The following is a 16,892-nucleotide window of genomic DNA, read 5'->3' as shown; positions in this document are numbered from 1 at the left end:
GTGGCGGGCAGCGTGACGAGCGGCTGCGTGCGGGCCAGCGTGGTGGACGCGATGTCGCTGGGTTTCCGGCCGCTGGTGGTGGAAGACTGCGTCGGTGACAGGGCGCTGGGTCCGCACGAAGCCAACCTGTTCGACATGCGGCAGAAGTATGCGGCGGTGATGCCGCTGGCGCAGGCGCTGGCGGCAACGGCCTGAATGGCCGCGCTTTGCTAGAATCCGGGCTCGACGATCCGGAACGACGAGAAAGAAACGCAGATGGCGAAGGCAAGGCTGGCGGAAGTGGAAGCGCCGAAGCGCGGCAGGATAGGGCGGCCGGAAGGCGCGACCGGCAACGTGCGCGAAACCATGCTGGACGCCGCCGAGGTCACGTTCGCCGACCTCGGCTATGCCGGCACCACGCTGCGCGAGGTGTCCCAGAAGGCCAATGTGACGCAGGCGCTGATCAGTTATTACTTCGGCTCCAAGTTCGGGCTGTTCGAGGAAGTGTTCCTGCGCCGCAGCCGCAAGATCTCGGACGCCCGGCTCGACAACCTGGCGGCGCTGATGGCGCAGGCCGAGCCGCCGACCGTGCGCGACATCGTGCTGGCCTTCCTGAAGCCGACCCTGGCGCTGCGGGCCACGCCCGAGGGGCGGGCGTTCATCCGGCTGCAGTCGCGGCTGCACACCGAACCGCCGGAAATTTCCTACCAGCTGCGCAACGAAGCCTATGACGTGTCGACCCGCGCCTATGTCGACGCGCTGCGCAAGGCGCTGCCGCACCTGCCGGAGAAGGACATCTACTGGCGGGTGACGCTGATGGTCGGCGCCTACATGTATGCCTTCTCGGACACGCACCGGCTCGAACAGCTTGCCAGCGATGTCTGCAATCCGGACGACCCCGATGAAATCCTCGAGCAGATCACGACCTTCGTGAGCGGCGGGCTGGAAGCGCCGGTCACGCCGTCCGGCAAGTAGCCGCGCGGCCGCGACTGTAGTCGCCTCCGCCGTTTCCCTTTTGCCTACTTGTTGCGGCGGTCCGGCACGTCGCCGGCCAGGTAGTAGCGGCGCTTGTCCGCATACATCTCGCTGTCCGCCCGCTGCACGACCGACTCCAGCCTCTCGCCCGGCCCGGTGGTCGCCGCGCCGATCGACAGGCTGAGCGTGACGCCCGAGTAGTACTGGTTGTTCAATTCGATGAGCTTCTGTATGCGCTCGACGACGACGGCGCCGGCGCGCTCGTCGGTGTTGGGCAGCAGGATGGAAAACTCGTCGCCGCCGACCCGGGACGCATAGCAGGGCGCCTCCACCGCCTCGCCCAGCACCTCGCCGACCCGCCGCAGCAGCGCGTCGCCGGCCGCATGGCCCAGTTCGTCGTTGATGGTCTTCAGGTTGTTGAGGTCGGTGACGATCACGGTCACCGGGAAGGGCTGCCTGCGCTCCAGGCGGTTCAGTTCGTCGACATAGAACGCGCGGTTCTTCAGCTTGGTCAGAACGTCATGCTTGCCCAGGTATTCGAGATAGGCTTCCGCCTTCTTGCGCGCGGTGATGTCGATCAGCGCGACCTGCACCTTGGACCAGTCTTGCTCATGGCCGGGCAGCACCGAGAACTGCAGGTACACATGCAGCTTGTCGCCGGCCAGCGTGTAGTTCACCACCTCGCGCTGCTGGAACAGCTTGCCGTTCCATAGCTCGATCAGCTGCTCGCGGAAATGGTGCCGCATCTCGTCGCGGAACACCGCGTCGGTCTGCCTCAGCAGCGTCGCCTTGTCGGGCGCGGCGAACATCTGCAGCGTCTGGCGGTTGACATCCATCACGCGGATGTTTTCCATGCAGCGGTCCACGAATTCCGGGTGCACGTCGGTGAAGACGCGGAAGTCGTCGATGCCCTGCGCGCGCACTTCCTCGATCAGCCCGCGGATGACGCTGAAGTCCTCGACCCACAGCGACACCGGCGAATGCTCGAAGAGCGCCCGCGCATAGTTCTCGCTGCGGTCCAGCCTGCGCCGCGCCGCCTCGCGCGGCGTGACATCCTCGATGGCGACCAGTACGCGCGCCAGCGTGCCTTCATGGCCGGGCAATACGGTCGCGTTGAGCTGGATGTCGAGCCGCTTCCCGGTCAGCGTGTAGTTGACCGCGTTGCTGGTGAAGCCGGGCTTGCCGTCCCAGAGCTGCACCAGTTCCTCGACATGGGTTTCGAGCATGTCGTCCCTGAATACCCGCGCCAGGTTTGCGATGAGCTGCTCGCTGCTGCCGGCTTCGAACAGGCTGAGGGTCTTGCGGTTCACGCGCAGCACCCGGATCTGGCTGCTGCAGCGCTGCACCCGCGACAGGTCGGCCAGCAGGAAGGCGCGCAGGTCGGTGACGCCCTCGTCCTGCCATTCCTGCAACTGGCGCCGGACGCCGCTGTAATCCTCCAGCCAGAGGGACACCGGTGCGATGTCGAACATGCTGGCGTCTTCGTCATGTTGGGTGAAAGTGCCTTCCGGCTGCTGAAAGGGGTCTGTCATGGTTCGCTGATTTTTCTTCGGGATCGGGGACCGGGAGCTTGCGGGTTCCCGTAATTTTACTAGCCGGCGCGGCCAGGCGTCGCCGGCCCGACTGTGTCGGACCTGACTGTCGGGTCCGGCCCGACATCATTGCGCGCTTTCCGGGGACTTCCTGCGCCATCCGGCCGCTCCATGCCCTGAATGCAGGGGTAAACCGTCGTCTGCGGCCTGCCAGCGGCCGGTGGCACGCTCCGTGCAATACCGCTTCCGTCCAGCATCAAGTAGCGGCGCGGCAATTGCAGTACGGGTCATTGCCTTTACCGCCGCCATTGCCATCGGAGACAACCGAGCCATCGAAGTCATCGAAGTCATCGGGCTCATCCTTATTAATTAGTGAGGTCCATCATGTTCCTGTTCGAGCAATTCATGTTGTGGTGGGAAGTGCTGCTTTGGGAAGGCATACGGTCGTGGCGCGAGTACCGGAAGGGCAGCGGGGCGGAGGACGGGGCCGCGTGACGGACCGTCCCGTCAACCCCTTCGACCACGCGGTGATAAGATCGGCAGCGCCGTAAAAATCCGACAACACCCACGAAGGAGATCCACCATGAATTCCGTCAGCGAAAAGACCGCATTGCAACTTCGTTCCCTGGTAAAGAACACCGGCGAACTCGAACTTTCGCTGGTCAGCGTGCCTGTCCCGACACCTGCCGACAACGAGGTGCTGGTCCGCATCGAAGCGTCGCCGATCAACCCATCCGACATCGGCCTGCTGTTCGGCGCCGCCGACATGAGCACGGTGACCGTGACGCAGGGCGAGCACGGCCCGGTCGCCACCGCGCGCATCCCGGAGAAGGGCATGAAGGCAATGGCTGCCAGGCTGGACATGTCGATGCCGGTCGGTAACGAAGGCGCGGGCGTGGTGGTCGCCGCCGGCGCGTCGGAAGCCGCGCAGAAGCTGATGGGCAAGACGGTCGCCGTGCTTGGCGGCGCGATGTATTCGCAATACCGGGCGGTGCCGGTCGAGCAGTGCCTGCTGCTGCCGGAAGGCGCGACGCCGGCCGACGGCGCCTCCTCCTTCGTCAACCCGCTGACCGCGCTGGGCATGGTCGAGACCATGCGCCGCGAAGGCCACAAGGCGCTGGTGCACACCGCCGCCGCGTCCAACCTCGGCCAGATGCTCAACCGCATCTGCCAGAAGGACGGCGTCGCGCTGGTCAACATCGTCCGCTCGAAGGAGCAGGAAGAACTGCTGCGCAAGGACGGCGCGAAATATGTCGTCGACAGCACGTCGGACAGCTTCATCGAGGACCTGACCAATGCGCTGGTCGAGACCGGCGCCACGATTGCATTCGACGCGATCGGCGGCGGCCGGCTGGCCGGGCAGATCCTCAGCTGCATGGAAGCCGCGGCCAACCGCACCGCGAAGGAATACAGCCGCTACGGCTCGACCACGTTCAAGCAGGTCTACATCTATGGCGGCCTCGACACGCGTCCGACCGAACTGGTGCGCGACTTCGGCATGACCTGGAGCATGGGCGGATGGCTGCTCTTCCCCTTCCTGCAAAAGATCGAGCCGGCCAGGGTGCAGCAGCTCAAGCAGCGCGTCGCCGATGAACTCAAGACGACATTCGCCAGCCATTACACCAAGGTCGTGTCGCTCGCGGAAGCATTGCAGGCCGACGCGCTGGCCGCCTACGGCAAGCGGGCCACCGGCACCAAGTACCTGATCAATCCCGCCAAGGGCTAGCTGCAAAGGGCCGGCCGCCAGGCGGCGCCTTTACTTCCCAACCACGTCCGGCTTCATCGGGCCGAGCAGCTTCTGCAGCTCGGCCTTGTCGGCGTCGGCCACGCCGTGCGCGCTCAGCTCTTCGGCGAGATAAGCATCCATGATGTCGAATTCTTCCGACGTGATGGCCAGGCCAGCGTGCGCCTTGGCCATCGATGCGCCTTCATACTTGCAGGGCCCCCCGGACAGTTCGCACAGGTGCTGGGCCACGCTTTCCTTCACCGCGGCAAGCTTGATGCCTTCGAAACTACGCTTCGTGCGGGGATCGCTGGACGTGCGGTCTATGGTCTTGCTGACAATGTCGTTAATTTGCCGCATGCCGCCGAGGCGGTCGTAGAGCGGTTTGTCGGATGCGGCAAGAGCAGGCAGAACGGATGCGCCGAACAGGGCGCCGATGAAAAAACTTCTTAGGTACATGGCTTGGACAGGTGAACGGATGCGCCTATTTTAGCCCCCGCAGTTTATTTAACGCCACATTGTCCAGCGACCATTGCAGGTCGTTGATTGCGCTCAATTGATTTTTACAACAGCTTGTTGTGCACACTTTTAGGCGGCGGGATAATTTTTATGCATTAAAAAACTAAAACCAGAATGGAGACCGCAATGAAAAATCGATCCCGCATGCCCGGACGGTTCCGGCATGCATTCCTTTCCATATTCGTCATTGCCGGGCTGGCCGGCTGCGGCGGCAGCAGCAACGACAACAGCGCCGGCAACAATGCCGGCAACAACGGCGGCAGCCAGACGCCTTCCACGCAGGCGGTGGCAAGCGGCATCACAAAGATCGTGTTGGACGCAGCGAGCAGCGAGGCAGTCACGTTCGGCGGCAAGGCCTTCGGCGCGGTCGGCGCCTACCAGAAGATACGCGGCACCGCCACCGGCCAGCTCGACCCGAACGACCCGAGGAACAAGGTCATCGCCGATATCGCGCTGGCGCCTAAAAATGCCAATGGCATGGTCGAATATTCAATGGACTTCTACCTGCTCAAGCCGGTCGACGCATCCAAAGGAAACAGGAAGCTGTTCTTCGAAGTCAACAACCGCGGGACCAAGCAGTTCGGCTCCTTCAACCAGTCGGCCGGCGGGAATAATCCAAGCACTGCCGCCGATGCGGGCGCCGGCTTCCTGATGAACCAGGGCTACACGCTGGCCTGGGCCGGCTGGGACGGGGAGGTCGCCAACGACACCACGGCCGACAGCCTGAAAATCACGCTGCCGGTCGCCAAAAACCCGGATGGTTCGGCCATCACCGGTCCCAGCTACGAATACATCGTGATCGACAATGCGACCACGAAGTCCTTCACCACCTATTACAAGACCGCGACCACCGACACCACCAGGGCGACGCTCACGAAGCGGCACTACACGACCGACACGCCGACCGTGGTGCCGCCGACCGACTGGTCATGGACCGGCCCCAACACGATTGCGCTGGCCGGCGGCGCCGCATTCCAGCAAAGCTGGATCTACGAGCTGAACTTCACCGCCGTCGACCCGTATGTCGCCGGCATCGGCTTCGCGGCGCAGCGCGACTTCGTTTCCTTCCTGCGCAGCGCCCGGGCCGACAGCCTGGGCACACCCAATCCCGTCGCCGGCAGCGTCGACCGCGTGCTGTCCTGGTCGCTGTCGCAGCCGGCGCGTTTCATGAACGACTTCATCTGGCTCGGCTTCAACCAGGACGGCAATGGCCGGAAAGTGTTTGACGGCGTCTTCAACTGGATAGGCGGCGGCAACGGGCTGGGCCTGAACTACCGTTTCGCCCAGGCCGGCCGCACCGAGCGCAACCGCCAGAACCACCTGAACGCGGAAGGCGTGTTCCCGTTTTCCTATACGACCACGACCGACCCGCTGTCGGGCAAGACAGACGGCCGCAATGTGCGCTGCACCGCGACCGGCACCTGCCCGGTCGTCATCAATGTCATCTCCGGCAATGAATACTGGGTCAAGGGCGGATCGCTGCTGACGACCGATCCCGCGACAGGGGCCGACGTGCGCGAGCCGGCCAACGTGCGCAACTATTACATTGCGGGATCGCAGCATGGCAATGCGTCGCCGACCACCGCGGCGCCCACCACCTGCACCCAGTTCGGCAGCGGCGTGGACCCGAACCCGGCGCTGCGCGCGCTGTTCGTCGCACTCGACCAATGGGTGGATGGCACGCAGCCGCCGCCGAGCGCCGTGCCCAGCACCGCGGCCGGGACGGCGGTGTTCGCAAGCACCGGACCGTTCTCCAGCATCGGCATAGGCACCGTGCCGCAGGCGGCGCTGGGCTTCCCTACCATCCCGAAAGCGCTGTATTCCGGCCTGGTCACGGTGCGGAACCAGTTCAACTTCGGCAGCCGGTTCGACGCCGGCATCCTCGACATTTATCCGCCGCAGCCGACCGGCAGGTATTACCCGAACGCCGTGTCCAAAGTCGACGCCGACGGCAATGACGTCGCCGGCATCCGCCTGCCCGAAGTGGTGGCGCCGGTGGCGACCAATACCGGCTGGAACCTGCGCTCGGCCGCCTTCGGCGGCAAGGCCGACGGCACCGACGGCTGCGAGGCGGCCGGCTCGTCCTTCGTGTTCGCGCCGACCGCCGCGGTCAGGCAGGCGGCGGGCGACCCGCGGCCTTCGCTGGAGGAGCGCTACGGCGACCGTGCCGGCCTGGTCGCGGCGCGCACTGCCGCGGCGAATGCGCTGAAGGCGCAGCGGCTGCTGCTGCAGGCGGACGTGGATGCCTATATCAGCAAGGCGGCGCAGCCCGTCACCATCGTCGGCAGCCCGACCTACGGGGCCTATACCTGGTGACTGCGGGGCCGGCGCAGGACCGGCCCTTCTTTACACGCATGTCGATGCATGCGCCGGCTTGTTGCTTTTACACGCTTGCGCACAAGCCCTGCGCGACGATTTTTGGTACGCTGCATGCCTTTCAGGCCAGGGTGTCGGGCGTTGCATGGGCAATATCATCACAGCAGGTCCGGCGCAGCCGAAACCGGCGCGCGCGGTGCAGATCGACGCCGCGCGCGGCGTCGCCGTGTTTGGCATCCTGCTGGTCAACGTCTGGTCCTTCGTGTGGGGTTTCGGCGCGCTGCGTTATGGCGTGATGCCGGACCCGTCCTGGGCCGACCGCGCCGCCGTATTCCTCGTGGCTTTCCTGGCCGAGCAAAAGTTCTACCCCATCTTCGCTTTCCTGTTCGGCGCGGGTTTCGCGCTGCAGACCGCGGCGCTGAGGAAGCGCCTTCCCGACTGGCGCAGCGTGCGCGACAGCTATCGCGGCCGGCTGACGTGGCTGCTCGGCGTCGGCCTGCTGCACGGCATGCTGATCTGGGCCGGCGACATCCTGACTGTCTACGGCCTGACCGGTTTCCTTATCCTGAACATGGCCGGCGCCCGCCTGTCACGCGTGCGCTTCGGCGCCTGGTCGTGGCTGGCTGCCTGGCTGCTGCTGGTCGCGGTCAACGTGATGGTCGCCTGGCCAGGCGCGGACGACGGCGCGCTGGAGCAGGACGCGATCAGCTACGTGGACGACGCGCTTGCCGCGCATGCAGTCTACCTGTCCGCCGCATCCGACGAGGTGATCGCGCAGCGTGTCGGCGACTATGCGTCGATCACCCTGGGCTCGGTCTTCCTTGCGCCGCACCTGCTCGCGCTGTTCCTGCTGGGGATGCTGTCCGTCCGGCTCGGCTGGCTGACCAGGCCGCACCGGCACCTGGACCTGTGGCGGCGGGTGCGCACCGTGGGACTGTGCATCGGGCTGCCTTTCAACCTGGTCTGGGCAGCCATGGCGCTGGCGCAGGCGATCAATCCGGTGCACCCGCAACCGTGGAACGACCTGGTGTTCGCGCTGCTGCCGGTCGGCGGCTCGGTGCTGGCCGCGGCCTACCTGGCGTCCGTGATGCTGGCGCGCGGCGGCGCCCGCCGGCTGCTGTTCGACTGGCTCGCGCCGGTTGGACGGATGTCGCTGACGAATTACCTGGGCCAGTCGCTGCTGGGCCTGCTGCTGCTGCAGGGCGCCGGACTCGGCCTGGGCGCGCTGGCCGAACGCAGGCCAGCGCTGCTGCTGGCGCTCGCGGCCGCCATCATGGTGCTGCAGGTGCTGCTGAGCCGCTGGTGGCTGGCGCGGCATGCGCAGGGGCCGATCGAGGCGATCTACGGGCGGCGCAGCGCCGTGCGCCTCGATAGCCTGCGCCGCTAGCGCATGGCCTTGCCCGACGTGCTGCGCCGGCGCCGTGCCGCGACGAGCGCGCCGACGCTGATCGCAAGCAGCGCAAGGGCAGGCGGTTCGGGCACCTGGCCGGTCGCGGTGGGGGTCAGGAAGCCGCGTATTTCGCCGCCCGGAAATGCCGTCGTATGGACGTTCAGATAGCTGGTGCCCGCGGCCAGCCCGGCCGCGAATGCGGCTTCCGCGCCTGCCGCCGTGCCGCCATTGGCCGCCACGAAGGGCGTGTTCCAGCTTGTGATATCCAGCGTGTCGAAGGTGCGGCTGTAACTTCCGCTCGTCACACCCAGCGGGAAAGCATTGAATGTCGGAACCTGGGTCGCGACCGGAGCCGTTCCGGAGGGCGCAATGCAGCAGTGTATGTGGGACGCAGTCGTCGTCCCTGTCAGGCCGCTGAAACTCATGTCGATGCTGAAGACATGGGTCGCCGTGTCGAAGTTGACGATGGCGCTTCCGGTGCCCGCCGAGGTATTGGGAGGCGCTTCCGCCGGACCCGATAACTGCGTCGTGTAAATGGCTGCCTGGCTGGCGCCGCTCGCGCAAAGCGCCAGTCCTATCAGCAGATCGCGTGTGCGTGGTTTCATGTCGTTTCCTCCAATGGTCCCACCGGTAAGCGTCGTGCCTGGAACGAAGCAAGCTTCGCGCCTGTAATTAAAAACTCAAGGAAATCAGTTTGTTACCGGCAGTGCGGTTGGGTCGACCGAAAGTCATGTAAAAAAATCCGGCAATTGACCGGCGGAATGGACGCCGGCGTGGCCAGAGTTTCCATTTGGTTTCGCTTTCATTCCTTTATGAATACGTCAACGTTTTAATAAATCCGGTAATGGCATGGCGGCGATCCTGCGCAAGTTTTTGAATTGAATGTCGTCATTGCATTGTTTGCTCTGCTGCAAGGCGGGTTACACTAGCGCTCTTTTTTCGCCGATTTAACAATTCGATTTGGAAACAGATTCAGCCCGTACTCGCATCGCCAATATTTTAATTTGTGCAACCCAATAGGTTCAGCGCGGAATGGCATTACCCATTTCCAGCCGAGACGATCGATCGCACGTTTTCCCGATCCCGTATTCTTTGAACCCGGTGCTCATGGCACGGACAAGTCAGCCGGTCCTGTCGCGTAACCTTTTTATGCCTGATGGAACCCATTTCAACAACCGGCCCCGTCGGGCAGCATTACAGGAATTCCCGCTGGCCGCTCATTGCCGCGGTCGGCATGCTGCTTTCCATTCTGGCGGCAGCCACCACGGCCATTCTCGCCGCCAGTTACCGCGACACATTGAACCAGGAAGCGACCAATCTCCGGAACATCGCCACCGCCTTCGCAGCCCACACGTTCACGTCGACCAAGGCGGTCGACGGGATTCTGACCCGTATCCAGCAGCAGTCTGCCAGCGGCGCCGGCGTCGCACCCGAATCGATGCTGCAGTCGGCAATGCAGCTTGTCACTCTGGAAGACTTTTTCATGGGCGGCTACCTGTTCAATGCCGACGGGGTGCTGGTTGCGCGAAGCCTGGCGGCCAATCCCGCCAATAAGGAACAAGGCAATCGGAAATTACCGGCTTATCCTTCGGCGGCATCGCCGACCGGGCTGACTGTCGAATTAAGCGATGTGGATGCCGGCACCGGCCAGGCCACGGTGAATTTCAGCCGCCAGTTGATGGATGAGCGGCATCGGAAAACCGGCGCCGCGCTGGTCCAGGCCGGCACCGGATTCTTCCAGAATATCTACAATTCGGTAGATCTCGGGAAAGGCGGCTCGGTAACCCTGATGGGTCATGACGGCGTCATGCTGGTCCGGGGGCCTACACTGGTCAATGCGATAGGCCAGTCGTTTTCGAAATCGCCATTGTTCGAAAGATATCTGCGCTCTGAAAAGCGGGGTACTTTCATCGCGCAAAGTCCGGTCGATGGCGTCGAGCGTATTTATGGCTATGCGTCGGTCGATCCTTTTCCGCTGCTTGTCATCGTCGGACGGGACAAATCGGTCGCGCTGGCATTCTGGAAAGAAGAAATGCGGGCTGCCGTATTCTTCCTGGTCCTGATTTCCGCCATCGCAGTTTTTCTCGCCTGGCGAGTGGGGCGCGATGCCGGGCGCCGCAATGCGCTCATCGGACAGCTTGAAAGCAGCGAACGGCGCCTGACCAGGAACGCCAATTACGTCAGGACGATTCTGGATACGCTGGCGACGCCGGTATGGGTGGTCGATGAATTCCGCAAGATTGTGCTGATCAACAAGGCGTTCGCGGATTTCGTCGGCCGCGGCCAGAAAGAATTGATCGGCGCTCCCGAAACCGATGCACTGCCTTCCGGGATAAACACGAGGATGCATGACGGACACGACGACCCGACACACCCGGGCCGGATGGTCGTCGCCGAAGCCGAAATGCAGAACGGGGCAGGGATCCCGCGCACGGTCATTCATGCGAGCAGCAAGCTTGACGGCGAAAATGACCACAAGCAGCGGGTCAATGTGCTGACCGATATTACCGAATGGAAGCAGGCGGAAATGCGCGTCGCCTACCTGGTCGATTTCGATCCGGAGACCGCATTGCCGAACCAGAACCAGTTCAACCGGATCGTTTCCGAGCGGACGTCCGCCACGTTGCCCGGCAACGGTTTTGCCATCCTGGTCATTTCGCTCGAACGGGTCCAGGAAATCATTGACCTCGCGGGGCACGCGGCCTGCGAGGAAGCCATCCGCCAGGCTGCGGCCTTATTGCGTTCATTTCTTCCGGGCGAAATCTGCATTGCCCGCACGAAGAGCAATGAATTTTCGCTGATGGCGCCGCATGGCGAAATCGATTCATCGATCGGGCATTTCGCAGCGAATGTGCACGAGCGGCTTTGCGCGCCGGTCCTGATCGGGCAGCAGGAGTTTTACTTTGGCCCGGTGATCGGCATTGCCATTTTTCCGCAGGATGGACGCAATGCAGACGAATTGCTGCGTCTTGCCGATATTGCCAAGCACAATGCCCGCACCGAGGCGGCCGAGCCGATTCATTATGTTTCCGAGAGCGGGCATTCCCCGCTCCTGGTGAATCTGAATATTGAAACGCACCTCAGGCGGGCGCTGTCCCGCAATGAATTGCGCATCGTCTACCAGCCGAAAGTCAGCATCGACACCGGGAAGATCGTTGGATTCGAAGCGCTATTGCGCTGGAAGAATCCGGTGCTTGGCGATGTATCGCCGGCACAATTCATTCCGATCGCGGAGACTACCGGGCTGATCGTGCCGATCGGCGCCTGGGTGCTGGAACAAGCCTGCCGGCAGCTCGCCGCCTGGAACCGGCAGCTTGGCCTGCCGTTGAAGATAGCGGTCAATTTATCGCTGAGACAATTTCGCCAGAAAGACCTGCTGTCCATGATCGAGCGCTGCCTTGCATTGAGCAGCGCCGATCCGCTCAACCTCGAACTGGAAATCACCGAGAGCACGGCAATGAGCCATGCGGAAGATGTTGAAATGGTTCTGCAGAAAATCAGGCAACTGGGCATCAGTTTATCGATCGACGATTTCGGCACCGGGTATTCGAGCCTCGCGTATCTGAAGCGCTTCCCCGTTCAGGCGTTGAAAATAGACCGCGCTTTCGTCCGCGATCTCGGCGCCGAATCCGGCAGCGAAGCCATTGTTCAATCCATCCTCAGTCTGGCGCATGGCCTCGGACTCAGGGTGATTGCGGAGGGCGTCGAAACCGAAGCGCAGCTTCAGTTCCTGCGACAACTTGCGTGCGACGAATTCCAGGGCTTCCTGTTCAGCAAGCCCATTGAAGCGGGGGACGTGCCGGGTTTCTGTGTCGCCGCTGAAAATGCCGACCGCCTCGAATAAACAGCGCATGCGATCGGCCTGAACCAGGCGCAAAGCCAGGCGGCCGGATTTGCAGTCCCATTGCTGCCATACAACAATCCCGACTATTTCAGCTGGTCTTATGTCTTATATAAGACTGATTGCGGTACAATGGTGCGCGAAATGGAAAACGTTTGATTTCCGCTTCCCGACTTTCTTCCACACCCTATCCGAAGAGCACATTCATGCTAGCTGCGTACCGCTCCCACGTCGCCGAACGCGCGTCCCTGGGCATTCCTCCGCTTCCGCTGTCTGCACCGCAGACCGCCGACCTGGTGGCGCTCCTGAAAAACCCGCCTGCCGGCGAAGAATCCTTCCTGGTCGAACTGATCAGCCACCGTGTTCCCGCCGGCGTGGACGACGCCGCCCGCGTCAAGAGCACTTTCCTGGAGCAGGTCGCCAAGGGCACCGAGTCCAGCCCGCTGATTTCGCGCGAACTGGCTACCCGCCTGCTGGGCACCATGCTGGGCGGCTTCAACATCAAGCCCATGATCGACCTGCTGGACGACCCGGCAGTCGGCGAGGTCGCCGCCGAGGGCCTGAAGAAGACGCTGCTGATGTTCGACTACTTCCATGACGTCAAGGACCTGGCTGACAAGGGCAGCGCGAATGCGAAGGCCGTGCTGCAGTCGTGGGCCGACGCCGAGTGGTTCACCTCGCGTCCTGAAGTTCCGCAAAGCATGACGCTGACCGTGTTCAAGGTCACCGGCGAAACCAATACCGACGACCTGTCGCCGGCGCCGGACGCCACCACCCGCCCGGACATCCCGATGCATGCGCTGGCGATGCTGAAAAACGCGCGCCCCGGCATCTACCCTGACGAAGCGGGCAAGATCGGCCCGATCCGCCAGATCGACGCGCTGAAGGCCAAGGGCAACCTGGTCGCCTATGTCGGCGACGTGGTCGGCACCGGCTCCTCGCGCAAGTCGGCGACCAACTCGGTGCTGTGGTTCACCGGCGAAGACATCCCCTTCATCCCGAACAAGCGCTTTGGCGGCGTCTGTCTGGGCAACAAGATCGCGCCGATCTTCTACAACACGATGGAAGACGCCGGCGCGCTGCCGATCGAACTCGACGTGTCGAAGATGGACATGGGCGACGTGATCGAACTGCGTCCGTACGAAGGCCGCGCATTGAAGAATGGTGAAGTGATCGCCGAATTCACGGTCAAGTCCGACGTGCTGTTCGACGAAGTGCGCGCCGGCGGCCGCATTCCGCTGATCGTCGGCCGCGGCCTCACCGCAAAGGCGCGCGAGGCGCTGGGCCTGCCGGCCTCGACGCTGTTCCGCCTGCCGCAGAACCCGGCCGCATCGGCCAAGGGCTACTCGCTGGCGCAGAAGATGGTCGGCCGCGCCTGCGGCCTGCCGGAAGGCGAGGGCGTTCGTCCCGGCACCTATTGCGAACCGAAGATGACCACGGTCGGCTCGCAGGACACCACCGGCCCGATGACCCGCGACGAGCTGAAAGACCTGGCCTGCCTCGGCTTCTCGGCCGACCTGGTGATGCAGTCCTTCTGCCATACCTCGGCCTACCCGAAAGTGGTGGACGTGAAGATGCACAAGGAACTGCCTGCCTTCATGTCCAACCGCGGCGGCGTTGCGCTGCGCCCCGGCGACGGCGTGATCCACTCCTGGCTCAACCGCCTGCTGCTGCCCGACACCGTCGGCACCGGCGGCGACTCGCACACCCGCTTCCCGATCGGCATTTCCTTCCCGGCCGGCTCCGGCCTGGTCGCGTTCGCCGCCGCCACCGGCGTGATGCCGCTGGACATGCCCGAGTCGGTGCTGGTGCGCTTCAAGGGCGAGATGCAGCCTGGCGTCACGCTGCGCGACCTGGTCAATGCAATTCCGCTGTACGCGATCCGCTCCGGCCTGCTGACCGTGGAGAAGAAGGGCAAGAAGAACATCTTCTCCGGCCGCATCCTCGAAATCGAGGGCCTGCCCAAGCTGAAGGTCGAGCAGGCGTTCGAGCTGTCGGACGCATCGGCCGAGCGTTCCGCCGCCGGCTGCACGGTGCATTTGGACAAGGAGCCGATCATGGAATACATGACCTCCAACGTCACGCTGATGAAGTGGATGATCGCCAACGGCTACCAGGACAAGCGCACGCTGGAGCGCCGCATCCGCGCAATGGAAGCCTGGCTCGCGAAGCCGGACCTGCTGGCGCCGGATGCCGACGCCGAGTATGCGGCCGTCATCGAGATCGACCTGGCCGATATCCATGAACCCATCGTCGCCTGCCCGAACGACCCGGACGACGTGAAGACTCTGGCTGACGTCGCCGGCGACAAGATCGACGAAGTCTTCGTCGGTTCCTGCATGACCAACATCGGCCACTTCCGCGCAGCTTCCAAGCTGCTGGAAGGGAAGTCCGACATCCCGGTCAAGCTGTGGATCGCGCCGCCGACCAAGATGGACGCGCAGGTGCTGACCTCGGAAGGCCACTACGGCAACCTGGGCCGCACCGGCGCCCGCATGGAAACGCCGGGCTGCTCGCTGTGCATGGGCAACCAGGCGCAGGTCCGCAAGGGTGCAACCGTGATGTCGACCTCGACCCGCAACTTCCCGAACCGCCTGGGCGTCGATACCCGCGTCTACCTCGGTTCCGCTGAACTGGCCGCGGTCTGCTCGATACTGGGCCGGATTCCGACCAAGGAAGAGTACATGGCCAACACCGGCGCGCTGGAGGGAAATGAGGCGGACATCTATCGCTACATGAACTTCGACAAGCTGGAGGAATTCAGCAAGGTCGCGGACACGGTGCAGATGTAAGCAGCATGCATTAAGTTAAGCAGCAAGGACCGCGCAAGTGCGGTCTGACGAAGACAAGGGCCAACCGCGACGGTTGGCCTTTTTTTGTTCTTCACCGATTGGCGAGGGGAGGCGGCGCGGATTTTCTAGTAAAGGTAATTGTCGTCGTGCTGCCCGCAAGGCAGTTGCCTGGCAGCCTTGATCCGGGTGTTGATCTCTTCTGCCGTATTGGCGCCCAATTTCCGCCGTGTGATACAGGACTCCGGCAAGGTATGGCTTCAGGTGCCGGGCGAATCGACACGGCGGCCCAGTTCGGCTGCTGATGGAACAGATGACGTCCGGTTCGAGCGAGACGTCGGATACAGGCAGATCGCGTACAGGTCGTGCACACCGGTCGCGCACTAAAATGGACATTGCGACCGCAGCCAATGCGGTAGTAACGACTAATTGTGTTCGGGACAAGCTGCATGACGCGGTAACGCTGCCCGTTGGCTGTTTTTTGGCGGCTCTTTGGCAATAGATCTCGATCCCAACAGTGGAGCTGAGTTTTCGTAATGAGTCATGCCGACTTCTTACTTTATATTCAGCGTTTGGATTGCGTCATAGGCTAAGGCTTTTTAGGCAGAACTTTTGCTGCATTTAATGAAGGTCCGGTTTCGGCCAACAGCAGACGGTCGCCTTTACTCTATAGCGGAAGCGACTCTTGGCTAGTCCGTGTGGGGTTCCTCCACCGTTTCCCAATGTCGTGCATCGTCAATGGAGTGCAGGTCAATGCTTGTGGTGGAGAGCATGCATCGCTGTTGGGCAGAAAAGGCACCGATAATCTAGTCCCGAATCCGGTAACTATATCTAAGCCATGGCCGCCCCTTTTTTGAGTAGCAATCCACTTTTGATCAAAACCCTATCAGCGCTCCATTTGTGGACGAGACGGCCTTGCATACGACTTGAAGTTCGGTTGCCGGAGTCGACGTCGTAAGCAAACGCAAATAGACAAGCCAGGACTAATCGCCTGACCATTCATTAATCCGCATAGCCGGGCATGTCGCGATCTAACACCCGCATCATGGCCGCGAAATAGAGCGCTTCGCGCTCTTCCTGCGAATGACTGTTGCGCGGATTTGGGCGGCTCACCTTCTCTACAGTTGCCTCGTCAAGTACCGCTAACGGCCGGCCGGTAGACATTGCCAGTATTTGCGCGCGGCAAACGCGCTCTAGCTTGTACAGGCGTCGGTAAGCCTGCGCGATCGTTTCGCCGATCACGAGAACGCCGTGGTTTTTCATAAAAACAATTTGCTTGGTGCCTAGAATGGCAGCAAGTCGTTCGCCTTCGCTCAGCGAGTCAGCAAGGCCTGCGTAGCCGTCGTCGTAAGCAATGTGCGGCGTGAGGAAAGCTGCGGTCTGACTCCCAGGGAGCAGGCGGTTGTCTTCCATCATGTTCAGCGCTAGGGCCCACGTCTGATGTGTGTGCAGGACCACATTCGCACCGGTGATTCGATGAAGAGGAGCGTGAATGCTCAGTGCGCTGAGTTCCAGAGTTCCATCCCCTTCGAGAACATCGCCGGCTTCGTTGAATACGATCAGGTCGCTCGCCTTTGCTTCGGACCAGTGCCGGCCGAACGGGAGTACCAAATACCGATCTTCCTTGCCCGGAACGCGCACTGTGAAGTGGTTATCGATACCTTCTTCTAGGTCGTCGTACACCGCCAGTCGGTTCGCGGCTGCCAAATGAACGCGGATTCTCCAAACCTCATCGTTTTCGTGATTCATTCAAACAGTCCTTGCTCATGCAATGTCGAAGTGGGCTGTGTACGTCATCGGGCCCGCCAATCATGGTGCAAAACCGTTG

The 16,892-nt window shown here is 62.6% G+C and carries 12 protein-coding genes; 8 read left to right on the top strand and 4 right to left on the bottom strand.

Translation table 11 applies throughout. The features are described 5' to 3' along the window. Both QOL82_RS12860 and QOL82_RS12855 read left to right on the top strand, forming a co-directional pair. On the top strand, positions 1-195 hold a 195-nt coding region (locus QOL82_RS12860), incomplete at its 5' end, for an isochorismatase family protein (RefSeq protein WP_283442332.1). A gap of 60 nt (positions 196-255) precedes the next feature. Then, on the top strand, positions 256-954 hold the full coding sequence (locus QOL82_RS12855; protein WP_283442673.1) for a TetR/AcrR family transcriptional regulator: 699 nt from the start codon (positions 256-258) through the stop codon (positions 952-954). Positions 955-998: 44 nt separating this feature from the next. Here QOL82_RS12855 and QOL82_RS12850 read toward each other — a convergent pair whose 3' ends face one another. After that, on the bottom strand, positions 999-2,486 hold the full coding sequence (locus tag QOL82_RS12850; RefSeq protein WP_283442672.1) for a sensor domain-containing diguanylate cyclase: 1,488 nt from the start codon (positions 2,484-2,486) through the stop codon (positions 999-1,001). Between the two features lie 232 nt (positions 2,487-2,718). Between QOL82_RS12850 and QOL82_RS12845 the strand changes: the two genes are divergently transcribed. Together QOL82_RS12845 and QOL82_RS12840 are read left to right on the top strand one after the other, a co-directional pair. After that, a complete protein-coding gene (locus QOL82_RS12845) occupies positions 2,719-2,859 on the top strand; it encodes a hypothetical protein (protein ID WP_283442671.1) in 141 nt (46 codons plus the stop codon). Positions 2,860-3,069: 210 nt separating this feature from the next. Next, positions 3,070-4,212: a zinc-binding dehydrogenase gene (locus tag QOL82_RS12840; protein ID WP_283442670.1), complete on the top strand. Its 1,143-nt coding sequence runs from the start codon at positions 3,070-3,072 to the stop codon at positions 4,210-4,212. A gap of 30 nt (positions 4,213-4,242) precedes the next feature. On the opposite strand, the gene QOL82_RS12835 is transcribed toward QOL82_RS12840, so the two are convergent. Then, positions 4,243-4,668, bottom strand: coding sequence for a group I truncated hemoglobin (locus QOL82_RS12835; RefSeq protein WP_283442669.1), 426 nt, complete (start codon positions 4,666-4,668; stop codon positions 4,243-4,245). A 186-nt stretch (positions 4,669-4,854) separates the two neighbouring features. Between QOL82_RS12835 and QOL82_RS12830 the strand changes: the two genes are divergently transcribed. Both QOL82_RS12830 and QOL82_RS12825 read left to right on the top strand, forming a co-directional pair. Beyond that, positions 4,855-7,044, top strand: a complete 2,190-nt coding sequence (locus QOL82_RS12830) for an alpha/beta hydrolase domain-containing protein (protein WP_283442668.1) — start codon at positions 4,855-4,857, stop codon at positions 7,042-7,044. Between the two features lie 145 nt (positions 7,045-7,189). Continuing rightward, a complete protein-coding gene (locus QOL82_RS12825) occupies positions 7,190-8,431 on the top strand; it encodes a DUF418 domain-containing protein (protein WP_283442667.1) in 1,242 nt (413 codons plus the stop codon). Here the strand turns inward: QOL82_RS12825 and QOL82_RS12820 are convergent. Next, on the bottom strand, positions 8,428-9,039 hold the full coding sequence (locus QOL82_RS12820) for a CHRD domain-containing protein (protein WP_283442666.1): 612 nt from the start codon (positions 9,037-9,039) through the stop codon (positions 8,428-8,430). The genes QOL82_RS12825 and QOL82_RS12820 overlap by 4 nt on opposite strands. A gap of 551 nt (positions 9,040-9,590) precedes the next feature. Here QOL82_RS12820 and QOL82_RS12815 point away from each other — a divergent pair. Both QOL82_RS12815 and QOL82_RS12810 read left to right on the top strand, forming a co-directional pair. After that, positions 9,591-12,278 carry a bifunctional diguanylate cyclase/phosphodiesterase gene (locus QOL82_RS12815; protein WP_283442665.1) on the top strand — a complete coding sequence of 896 codons (2,688 nt, stop codon included), beginning with the start codon at positions 9,591-9,593 and terminating at the stop codon, positions 12,276-12,278. A 203-nt stretch (positions 12,279-12,481) separates the two neighbouring features. Further along, positions 12,482-15,067 carry a bifunctional aconitate hydratase 2/2-methylisocitrate dehydratase gene (locus QOL82_RS12810; RefSeq protein ID WP_283442664.1) on the top strand — a complete coding sequence of 862 codons (2,586 nt, stop codon included), beginning with the start codon at positions 12,482-12,484 and terminating at the stop codon, positions 15,065-15,067. A 999-nt stretch (positions 15,068-16,066) separates the two neighbouring features. On the opposite strand, the gene QOL82_RS12805 is transcribed toward QOL82_RS12810, so the two are convergent. Beyond that, entirely contained in the window at positions 16,067-16,813 is a 747-nt protein-coding gene (locus QOL82_RS12805; RefSeq protein ID WP_283442663.1) for a class II aldolase/adducin family protein, read from the bottom strand. Positions 16,814-16,892 lie beyond the last annotated feature (79 nt).

The sequence above is a fragment of the Noviherbaspirillum suwonense genome (assembly GCF_900182955.1).
In the GTDB taxonomy this organism is placed as follows: Bacteria; Pseudomonadota; Gammaproteobacteria; order Burkholderiales; family Burkholderiaceae_D; genus Noviherbaspirillum_A; species Noviherbaspirillum_A suwonense.
Note: the sequence above shows the minus strand (reverse complement) of the source record. Positions and strands in the feature narration are given on the sequence as shown.